Consider the following 11,073-nt stretch of genomic DNA (forward strand, 5'->3'; position numbering starts at 1 on the left):
TCAGATTATAAAATCCAAGCCCTAACTTTTTAACTTACACACTTAAAGGGATAGTGTCTAATAATAATAAACCAGCTTCTTTATTTCTAAAACAAGATGGCAACAATATCCAAATAAAAACCACCAACGAAGCCATTCCTGAGAAAAAATAAAAAAAAACAGACCGCCGAGGCGGTCTGCTTCATAACAAACATACTTAAAAATCACTATTGTTTTATAAACTTAATCGTCTCCTTTTTAGTTTCGGTTGTTACATAAAGGATGTATGTACCTTGTGTTAGGTTATGGACATCCAGTTGGTTATTAGTAGTTACCCGTGCTTTATTCATTAGTTTTTTGCCATCGATACCAAAAACATCGACACTTATTATTTTCTCATCTGTTTTTAGATTTAAGATATCTCTAACAGGATTAGGATATAGTTGTATTGCTTTAGTCTTATTGCTTGCGCCAACTGCTAAAGTCGCATTATAAGCTTTCACAGCTAACGCAGTACTAGACTCACATTGTCCTACAGTTTGTGTTGCATAATAAGTGGTATTATTCACAATAACTGTTGTGTTTGCTAATGCGTTAACGTGTGTTTGTGCATCCGCTTGCGTCGCATACCATTTGATGTTTTGTCCATTAACCACAAGTGTTGCTAACGTATCATTTAGATTAAAGCTTTGTTCTGCATCGCCTGTTGGTGCATCAGTCGATGTTACATTTACTACAACTGACTGCATAGGACTAGCGCAAGCGATCACTTGATAATGAATACGACCATTGAATATCCTAGGGTTATACACTATATTGGTACCAGCAGTAAACGGATACTCTAATCCAATACCAGCATTAATTGTCATATTAGCATCTGCAAAAACATCATTACCTGTACCGTTTGAATAGTTTAACGAAACGTTAATATTACTTGATGTAATATAAAATGCATACGTCTTACCAGCTGGTATTGTAATAGATCCTGGCTTTAAATTAACTGGATTACCTGTGTAGACTACCGGGACACTTCCTAACTTGGTCCAAGCTGAAGGAGTAGCCGTATATCCATTATAAGTACCTTCTTTATAATAAACTTCTATTGTAGTATTTGCTTGTGGAGAAACATCAAAAGAATCAATTAAAAGGTCTTTTTGTGCCGTCACATTAATCATATTACCTCTATGGTTATTACCAGCAACAAATGTTGTTTCTAAAGATTGTGCTGTGTCTAGCTTTAGACCTTTCACATAATAGTTAGCATTATTTGTCAAGACTGGTGTTACAAAGGTTGATCCTATATAAAAAGGATTAACATCAGTAACTTGGTTATACCAATTATATGCATCGGCACCCGTGGCTGTTAAGTTCGCAACATTATTTTCGCAGGTTTCATTACCTGTCACACTAACACTTATTGGTTGGGATTCTGTAATTGTTACTGATCTTGTAATTTGACAAGCATTAGCATCCGTTATCGTACAAGTATATGTCCCCACAGCTAAGCCTGTTGCGGTCGCTGCTGTACCACCACTTGGTGCCCAAGAGTAGGTATAACTAGGTGTACCTCCTGTTACGGCTACACTAGCTGTGCCATTAGCACCACCATTACAACTAACATTAGTTTGAGACGTAGTGGCTGTTAATGCTGTTGGTTGAGTAATCGTTACTGATCTTGTAATTTGACAAGCATTAGCATCCGTTATTGTACAAGTATATGTCCCTGCGGATAAGCCTGTTGCTGTTGCAGCTGTAACGCCATTCGACCAAAAATAATTATATGGTCTTGTTCCACCCGATGGTGTTACTGTTGCAGTACCATGAGCACCGCCATTACAACTTACATTAGTTTGAGACGTAGTGGCTGTTAATGCTGTTGGTTGCAATATCGTTACAGATCTTGTAATACTGCATCCTTTTTCATCTGTTATTGTACATGTATAAACACCTACTGGTAATCCTGTTGCTGTTGCTGCCGTACCACCACTTGGTGCCCAAGAATAAGTATAAGCTGCTGTTCCACCCGATGGTATTACTGTTGCTGTACCATTAGCACCTCCATTACAGCTAACATCTGTTTTTGCTATAGTAGCTGCTAAAGCTGTTGGTTGGGTGATAGTATATGATCCGCTTCCCGTGCCTCCATGAGCGTCTGTCACTGTAACAGTATATGTACCAGCTGACAATCCTGTTGCTGTAGCAGATGTACCTCCACTTGGTGACCAAGCATAACTATAAGGAGCACTACCTCCAGTAACACTTACTGTTAACGAGCCATTATTTCCACCATTACAACTTACATTGGTTTGGTTAGATAATGTAACCTTTGGATTGACTGTATCAGAATCTTTTACCCACGTAAAGGCATCCAAACTCGCATAAGTAAAATTTCCACCAAGAGTAAGTACCAGCTCATCGATGACGATGTTAGAGTAATTCTGCCCATTAAGGTTAGTCAAATCTATTAACGTAAAACCATTATAATTCTGCATTGAAGTTGTAAAACCATTGGTCTTTGTTTGAGTAAACTTAGTAACACCACTCAATTTACCAGTTACTGTTAAACTTCCACTTACAGTCAAGTCAAGCGTAGGGCTCGAAAGGTACATCCAAAACCTATTCACTTTGAAGAGATTGGAGGTGGTCTTAATGCTAAAAGATTGAGCGCTACCGGAACTATTATCATTATCGATATATTTATTATCATTAGCTGTACCACTCCAACCAGTACCTGGAAAACTTCCTTGTACTTTAAAAGTACCAACATTTGATTTAATGTTAAATACAACCCCGTTATCCGTAAAAGAGGTACTACCATGGGATTCTGTCTCAAAAGTCTCTGTACTTGTTTGGCTATAGCCCAATAGATTTATCATCATCAAGATGAGGCTTAAAATGTAGTTGTTTTTCATGATGCTTTTTTTAGTTATTATTGTTTGTATTTATTATAGATTTTTTAAGCTTGGTTTTTAATGCTTTTATTATGATTGTTAATACTTTCTAACACTATTTTCATCAAATCAACAATTTTTTATTAAAAAAAGAAAAAAAAGGGGTGGACAAAGGGGTGGACAAATTATTTTACAAAAAAGTACACATGATTATCAGTTACTTATAAAAAATCCATCATACTACTTTGGCTTGTTTTTTTATTTATAACATCTCTTTTTTGCATAAAAAAACATCTTTCATCACTAATTGTAGACTCGAAAACACCCAAAAATCATCTAGAACACTCCTATTTAATTTAAAACATAAAGACGTTTTAGGATTTTATTACAATCAAAACAAATCCATTTTATCACGGAACTAAATTGGTTCTTCTTCACCAAAAAACATTAGGGGTTTTTACCTCATTTTTATTTATAGTAATTATACCTAATGTTCAACACGGATAAGACCTCAACCAATAATACTTATTAAAAAAGCAAAATCATACTTAATTTTATACACTACAATTTGTATTTAAGAGAAAAATATTATTTAACTTTATTGATAGAAAAAAAACAAATCATGGAAACAAAAAACAAAAGCCTCAGTGTAGAAGAGGCACTATACCAGCTATCCCGTGGTATTGATCAACTTAATGAAAGACTACTAAAATTCATTAAAAAAGATATATCAGCAATAAGCTTACTAGACAATGCAGATCTCAAACAGATGTTACATTGTATCGACAGCACACCTTATCGCCAACGTAAGCGCAACATAATCCCTAAGATCCATATCGGTCGCAAGATATACTGCCCACGCTCTTTTATTGAACAACTAATAAAAGCCTCACAACTCTAACAACACTTCCCAACACCACTAGATGTTGGGAAGTTGTTTTTTACCGCAATATCCATGCTTTGGCACTTCGGCACTTCAACTCCGCTCAGCAACCAAGCTTAAACAAAAACTCACAACCATTTGAGTTTCCTTCGAGTCTTGTTCGAGTCTTGTTCCTAAAAATGGCATTTTATTGAGTAATTATCGAACAAGTACCGAAGAAGCACCGAACAAAGCTTATAATAATATGGTCGATATTGGTCATAAGCCAATATAAAAAATCCAAAATTTTAAAAACGAAAAAGCAATGTTTTTTTGATATAAATTTGCTCTACTAACATATAAAAACTACAAATTATCGCACAAATTCACAAAGGAATACTTGGCGGATTCTCAGGTAAAGTTGGCATCATAGTGGGCGCTATTTGGAGAGGCAAAGACATTATCCGAAGCCTTCCAAAACCATCACAAAAAGCACCAATAGAGAAGCAAGTCCAACAACAGCTAAAGTTTGCTTTAACAATTGCTTTTCTTACACCCCTCAATGCTATACAATCGCGCTTTTATGTCAATGGAAGAGGTGCGAAGTCGAGAATTAACTTAGCGTTATCCTATATTTTGTACGAAGCTGTACAGATCGTAGCAGGTCTACCAGAGTTAATGTACAACAAAGTTCTTATAACCAAAGGGGACTTAACAGGCTTTCAGAATGCCAATATCACAGCTGCATCCAACGAAGTACTCAATCTTACCTGGACCAACAACGCCGACCAAGGTAATGCATCAATAGACGAGCAAATCAATATCGTATCCTACAGCAGTATCGATAAGGCTTTTGCAATTTTTGAAAACATTGCAACACGCAACGCCGAAAGTATAAGTATTAACCTACCAAGTATCTACAGCGGGCAAAGTATGCAGGTCTGGGCCTACATCAACAGCTCACAAAGGGAGCAAGCTTGCAACAGTCTTTATCTTGGCGAGGTACAACTCCAGTAATTTTACTACTTAATATTAAGGCGTTTCTTAATTTTTCCTATAATATTGTTGACTTCGCCCTAGCTATAGCTAGGGCGAAGTGTTTTTTATCTTTGAAACTTTATACTAAAATTGGGAATTAAAAATAGCATTTAGACTAGTGGCGTTTCAAAATTAAAATAACTAAGCACCTCAGCTACCTATAATCAAGTTAATAAGTCAACTCAAAAATCAATAGGTACCCAATTAGTTTTACAATCCTGCCAAAAATGCCATTGTATCGACATTATCAGCATAGGTATCCAATGCTGGTTGTTGCGCTTCCCCTAGTTTTACGGTTTCTGTACCCAAGTCTAGATTGGTAACCACCGCCTGTATATCGCCTTCGTTATCGTTAATGTAAGCCTTAACCTCATCTAGGCTTTTGTAACGACTAAAATTAATAACCGCCAAAGGACTAAACAACTTATCATCCTCTTTTAGCATCACAAAATTATTGTCCCAAAACTTATCTTGATTTAGTAGAAAAACGGCGCGATTGTAATCATAGTTGTTGGCATATTTATTATGATTAATAATTGATTGATATCCAATAAAATTTTCAAAAAAGCGATCGAGTTTATAATCTTCAGGGATCAGCAATCGTGTTACATTACGACAACCAAGACCATAATAGATAAAAATATCATCTGCCAGTTTTCTAAGATCCTCGTCACTATCCTTCTCCGATACAACTGCTACCGAAGTTCGGTTCTTTCTGATAATGTTTTTATGATCTTTAAAATAATATTCAAGATAACGCGCCGTATTGTTGCTACCGGTCGCAATAACAGCATCAAAATTCTCTAATCTTTCTACCAACTCATAGCTGACACCAGCTTCGGTGTTGTCATTCCAAAGTTTTAACAAAAATGGAATTAACCATCGGTCTTTAGATGATAGTTTTATAATCGGAATGTTGCCAGACAATATCACCGACATCACGTCATGCCAGCCAACCATAGGGATATTACCCGCCAAGATAAGGCCTACTCTTTTGTTTTTTGATTCAAAATGATACTTCGACAACCATGTCTCTAGAGCTGAGGTATTAAGCAAAGATGCCCAACTTTCTAAAGCAAAACGCAAATTAGACTCATCAAACCAAGGGTTTTCGACCTCCGAGCGCTTAAGGATGGCTTGCAATTCTTGTTGTTTAGTATTATAAGTATCAGGTGATTGAGTTAAATAGTTGTTTAAAAAACTACCAACATTTGTCAGTCCAGAAATTTTATCTTGATTAATCATTACTTATCTTATTTTTCGTAATTTTGCACAAAATTAAAAATAATATAGCAATGGCTATCAAAATAACTGATGAATGTATTAATTGCGGGGCATGCGAACCAGAATGCCCAAATAACGCAATTTATGAAGGTGCAGTGGACTGGAAGGCTTCCGAAGGAACAGCTCTAGAAGGACGCGTAACGTTGACATCGGGCTTAACCATAGATGCTAATGATCCTCAAGAGCCAGTTAGTGACGATGTTTATTTCATCGTGTCAGACAAATGTACAGAGTGTAAAGGCTTCCACGAAGAGCCACAATGTGCTGCAGTTTGTCCTGTAGACTGTTGTGTGCCAGATGATGACCATGTAGAGTCGGAAGAATCTTTATTAGCAAAAAAAGCTTTCCTACATAACGAGTAATCGTTAACTTTAGACACCGAAATCTAATAAAATAAAATGAAAAAACACAATTTCAGTGCTGGACCAAGTATCCTTCCACAAGAAGTCTTCCAAAAAGCTTCTGAGGCGATCTTGGATTTTAACGGTATGGGGCTTTCTTTGCTAGAAATCTCACACAGAAGTAAAGAATTTGTTGCCGTAATGGACGAAGCAAGAGCCATCGTAAAAAGATTAATGAATCTTGGCGATGACTACGAAGTGCTTTATCTACAAGGTGGCGCAAGTCTTCAGTTCTTAATGACACCTATGAATCTTCTTACCGAAAATGGCAAAGCAGCTTACACCGATACTGGGACGTGGGCAGCTGGTGCTATTAAAGAAGCTAAAAAAGTAGGTAACATCGATGTAGTAGGTTCTTCTAAAGAGGATAACTACAGCTACATCCCAAAAGATTACAAAGTTGGAGCAGACTATGACTACTTCCATTGTACATCTAACAACACGATCTACGGAACGCAAATAAAGAGCTTTCCAGAAGTGGACACTCTTATGGTTTGCGATATGTCATCTGACATCTTCAGCCGCCAATTAGACTTTTCAAAATTTGATTTGATCTATGCTGGTGCTCAAAAAAATATGGGACCTGCAGGTGCGGTTTTAGTGGTTGTTAAAAAAGACATTCTTGGCAAAACAGGTCGTAACCTGCCATCTTATTTAGATTTAGGTCTACACATTGCTAAAGAGTCAATGTTAAATACACCGCCAGTATTCTCAGTGTATGTGTCTTATTTAACACTTAAACATCTTGAGGAGAATGGTGGTATCGCAGCTGCTGAAGCTAAAAACGAAGCTAAAGCAAAACTTCTTTATGATGAGATTGACAACAATCCATTATTCGAAGGTTATGCAGCTAAAGAAGATCGTTCTTTAATGAATGTGTCTTTCAAATTGACAGACGAGAGTAAGAAAGAAGCGTTTGACACTGCATGGAAAGCGGCTGGCATTAGCGGACTTAACGGACACAGAAACCTAGGCGGTTATAGAGCAAGTATCTATAACGCAATGCCAATCGAAAGTGTACAGGTTTTAGTTGATGTTATGAAAAACCTTGCTTAAATTTTTAAAGATATTACAAAAAAATGCCTTCTATTTTCAATAATAGAAGGCGTTTTCATATATTAATATGAATTCACAAAAAAATATTGGCTAGTTTTTTAAACTTTCGTATTTTTGTGCAATTTTAAAAACTAAACAGAACGTATCAGGCAACTGATCATCAACACCAAACATTAAACAATGAAAGTTCTTGCAAATGATGGGATTTCTCAATCCGCAGTAGACAGACTAACCGACGCAGGTATCGAAGTGCTTACCAATCGTGTCGCTCCTGAGCAACTTATGCAATTCATCAACGATAACCAAGTTGATGTATTACTTGTAAGAAGTGCAACGCAAGCACGTGCAGAACTTATTGATGCTGCACCTAGCCTAAAGATTATTGGTAGAGGTGGTATCGGAATGGACAATATCGATGTAGAATACGCAATTGACAAAGGTCTTTATGTCATTAACACGCCAACTGCTTCTTGCAAATCTGTAGCAGAATTAGTTTTTGCACATTTCTTTTCATTAGCGAGAAACCTTCACGAATCTAACCGACTAATGCCTCTAGAAGGTGATACTAAATTTGACAGCCTTAAAAAATCATTTGCAAAAGCTTATGAACTTTCAGGGAAAACTTTAGGTATCATTGGTCTTGGTAAAATAGGTATAGAAGTGGCTAAACTAGGGATTTCTCTAGGAATGAACATTGTTGCTTATAACAGAACACCAAAAACAGAAGTCGTAGAACTTAACTTTTTTGATGGTCAAAGCTTAAAGTTTGAAATAAAATCTGTAACTTTAGATGAAGTCCTACAAAAAGCAGACTTTATCACGGTTAACACAAGCAAACTGAAATCTTATATTATTGATGCGCCTCAATTCGAAATGATGAAAGATGGCGTCTTTATAGCTAATGCAGCGCGTGGTGGTGTTATTAACGAAGTGGCTCTAGTAGACTATATTGAAAACGGAAAAGTAGCTGGTGCTGCTTTGGACGTGTTCGAAAGCGAACCAAAACCAGAATTACCGCTACTCATGAATCCAGCTTTATCATTATCACCGCATATTGGTGGTAATACCATAGATGCGCAAGAGCGTATCGGCTTAGAGCTTGCAGACCAAATCATCAACATCAAAAAGGAATTAGAATAATGCCAACTTTCAAAGCTTTTAGAGGTGTAAGACCTCGTCCAGAGATTTTGGACACCTTCCCTACACCTTCTCTCGACAACTATTCCCAAGACGAAATTAACAACAAAGCCAACGTTGAGGATTCTTATGTCCAAATGATTAAGCCTGCTGTTGTCAGCAAGTCTAAAGATGTTGACCGCAACTTGAGAAAAGTTCGTACCAACTTTGAAGAGCTTCTGGCTGCAAAAAAATTAATGCAAGACGATTCTTCTTACTACTTGTACGAGCAGATTATGCCAAATAAGCATAGCTTCCGAGGTCTTCTTGGTTTAGTAAGTGTCGATGACTTCTTTAATGGTAAGATTAAAAAACATGAGTCTACAATTACAGAACGTAAAATGAAAATGGCACATTATCTTGAGAAAGTACACATCCAAGCGGAGCCTGTACTTTTAACTTATAACGCCAACGCAAAAGTGGAACTTCTAATGTCCCACGAGCAAAAAAATGTACCAATTCTTAACTACCTTGATGATCGTGGCGTAAGACACAAAATGTGGAAAATTGACAATCGCCTAAAGCTTCAACAATTTAAAGAAGTATTAGATCCTATCGATTCTTTCTACATTGCAGATGGTCACCACCGTATCGGAAGTGTTGGCGAGCATGCAAAACGTCTTCGCGAAAAAAATAAAAAATATTCTGGTAGTGAACATTTCAACTTTGTGTACAGTTTTATTGTATCCAACCAGTCGATTAAAATCCACGATTACAATAGACTTTTAAAAGATCTAAATGGCGTAAGTAAAGAAGCTTTATTAGAGGCATTGTCACAGGATTTCCAAATCCATGAGAAAGGCGAAGAGATTTACTACCCTTCTCAAAAATTCCATATCAGCATGTATTTGGATGGTAAATTCTACAGCCTTCATGTAAAACACGATATACGTCTTTCCGAAAAAGAAGTGAACGATATGGATCATTATCTACTCGAAAAGTATGTTTTTGAAAAGATTTTAAATCTTGATACCGAAGAAAAACGTGCTGAAAAAATAGATTACATCAAAGGTAACTCAACCAAAGAAAGCATCGAAAGAATTAAGGAAAAAGTAGATTCTGGAAAGTACGAAGCTGGTTTTGGAGTTTATCCCGTAAGCTTTCAAGATTTGATAAAGATATCGGATAAAAAGATTAAGATGCCGCCAAAGTGCACCTACATCGAACCAAAACTTATCACCGCATTAATGATGTACGATATGAAATAATTCTTCATTAAACATATTACAAAGGATAATAACGCAAGTTGTTATCCTTTTTTTGTTAGTAAATCGTACTTGATAACATCTTAGAAATTAAAACATTAAAATATTATTAAGATGTATTGTCAGGTAAAATTAAATTGTATATTTACCACCCGTTTTTTAGAGACGAGATAGAATAGCTATTATGACAACATAAAAGAATGATATTTAAAACAAATATTAAATTTTTATGATAAAAAATTTAATATTTATGCAGAAATAGAAAATTCATGAACTTTAAATATTATTCACACAATCAATATAGATATTTAACACGTTTTAAAATTAACTGAAATATTTTTGCAATAAGTAAATAAATTGGGCGTACAAGAACACAAGGATCAATATAAAATTAAGTATTTAGGAAATTAACATCTTCCTCCGTGAAAGAATAAAACAATGAGAAAAGAACTACTCCTTATAATGACTTTTGTGTCTAGTGTCTTATTTAGTCAGTATAGAGATTACGACAATAGGTTCAACCAAGAAAATCCAGTACAGCGAGAAAATAATTTTAGAAAAGCTGAGGTAGCTGAAGAGATTGAGACACGCGATCAAGAATTAGCAAAATCTGGACCTGGTGGACCTGGTGAACCGCCATCTCCCATTAATAACGCCTTACCTTTATTAGGAGTAGTTGCCATTTCTCTTATTATAGCGCAACAAAAATTAAAAAAGAAAACAAATAATTTATAATAAAAAGACACTATCCCGTTAAGTGTGTAAGTTAAAAAGTTAGGGCTTGGATTTTATAATCTGAGCCTTTCTTCAAAAATAAGCATAAATTGGTTTAAAACCAATCCCCAGTTTTGAATGGGCATTGACCATTTTTTGGTGGCTTCCTTTAAAGCCAGATAAACGGACTTCATTACTGCATCATCGGTTGGGAAAGACATTTTGTTTTTGGTATATTTTCTGATTTTTCCGTTTAGATTTTCAATTAAGTTGGTGGTATAGATGATCTTACGGATTTCTACCGGAAAGTCAAAAAACACGGTCAGCTCGTCCCAATTGTTTCTCCAGGACTGTATTGCGTACAGATATTTGCTTTCCCATTTCTCGGCGAAATCTTCCTTCTCGGTCACGCGGAACTTTGATCTCGGACTCGCCGAAAGAGGATTTTATCTTCTTGGTTCCGTGCC

At 36.1% G+C, this 11,073-nt stretch carries 9 protein-coding genes and 1 pseudogene; 7 read left to right on the forward strand and 3 right to left on the reverse strand.

All coding sequences use genetic code 11. From position 1 onward, the window contains the following. Positions 1 to 206: 206 nt before the first annotated feature. Positions 207 to 2,891 carry a T9SS type A sorting domain-containing protein gene (locus tag RT037_RS13310; protein WP_313032186.1) on the reverse strand — a complete coding sequence of 895 codons (2,685 nt, stop codon included), beginning with the start codon at positions 2,889 to 2,891 and terminating at the stop codon, positions 207 to 209. Between the two features lie 547 nt (positions 2,892 to 3,438). Between RT037_RS13310 and RT037_RS13315 the strand changes: the two genes are divergently transcribed. Both RT037_RS13315 and RT037_RS13320 read left to right on the forward strand, forming a co-directional pair. Continuing rightward, positions 3,439 to 3,771, forward strand: coding sequence for a hypothetical protein (locus RT037_RS13315; RefSeq protein ID WP_313032187.1), 333 nt, complete (start codon positions 3,439 to 3,441; stop codon positions 3,769 to 3,771). Positions 3,772 to 4,128: 357 nt separating this feature from the next. Next, on the forward strand, positions 4,129 to 4,749 hold the full coding sequence (locus tag RT037_RS13320; RefSeq protein WP_313032192.1) for a DUF6266 family protein: 621 nt from the start codon (positions 4,129 to 4,131) through the stop codon (positions 4,747 to 4,749). 231 nt (positions 4,750 to 4,980) lie between these two features. Here the strand turns inward: RT037_RS13320 and RT037_RS13325 are convergent, their stop codons facing one another. Next, on the reverse strand, positions 4,981 to 6,015 hold the full coding sequence (locus RT037_RS13325) for an acyl-CoA reductase (RefSeq protein WP_313032188.1): 1,035 nt from the start codon (positions 6,013 to 6,015) through the stop codon (positions 4,981 to 4,983). Between the two features lie 50 nt (positions 6,016 to 6,065). Here RT037_RS13325 and RT037_RS13330 point away from each other — a divergent pair, with 50 nt between their 5' ends. From RT037_RS13330 to RT037_RS13350, 5 genes are all read left to right on the forward strand, one after another. Continuing rightward, on the forward strand, positions 6,066 to 6,416 hold the full coding sequence (locus RT037_RS13330) for a 4Fe-4S dicluster domain-containing protein (protein ID WP_312324298.1): 351 nt from the start codon (positions 6,066 to 6,068) through the stop codon (positions 6,414 to 6,416). Between the two features lie 36 nt (positions 6,417 to 6,452). After that, positions 6,453 to 7,511, forward strand: coding sequence for a 3-phosphoserine/phosphohydroxythreonine transaminase (gene serC / locus RT037_RS13335; protein ID WP_313032189.1), 1,059 nt, complete (start codon positions 6,453 to 6,455; stop codon positions 7,509 to 7,511). 180 nt (positions 7,512 to 7,691) lie between these two features. Continuing rightward, complete coding sequence (locus RT037_RS13340; protein WP_313032190.1) at positions 7,692 to 8,651, forward strand: D-2-hydroxyacid dehydrogenase; 960 nt, start codon at positions 7,692 to 7,694, stop codon at positions 8,649 to 8,651. Next, entirely contained in the window at positions 8,651 to 9,895 is a 1,245-nt protein-coding gene (locus tag RT037_RS13345) for a DUF1015 domain-containing protein (RefSeq protein ID WP_313032191.1), read from the forward strand. Before RT037_RS13340 ends, RT037_RS13345 begins: the two co-directional genes overlap by 1 nt. A gap of 435 nt (positions 9,896 to 10,330) precedes the next feature. Continuing rightward, positions 10,331 to 10,627, forward strand: coding sequence for a hypothetical protein (locus RT037_RS13350; protein WP_312324279.1), 297 nt, complete (start codon positions 10,331 to 10,333; stop codon positions 10,625 to 10,627). Between the two features lie 53 nt (positions 10,628 to 10,680). Here the strand turns inward: RT037_RS13350 and RT037_RS13355 are convergent. Continuing rightward, positions 10,681 to 11,007, reverse strand: a pseudogene (locus tag RT037_RS13355) (transposase); the annotation flags it as partial. Positions 11,008 to 11,073: the final 66 nt, after the last annotated feature.

It is taken from the genome of Soonwooa sp. (assembly GCF_032062245.1).
Taxonomy (GTDB): Bacteria; Bacteroidota; Bacteroidia; order Flavobacteriales; family Weeksellaceae; genus Soonwooa.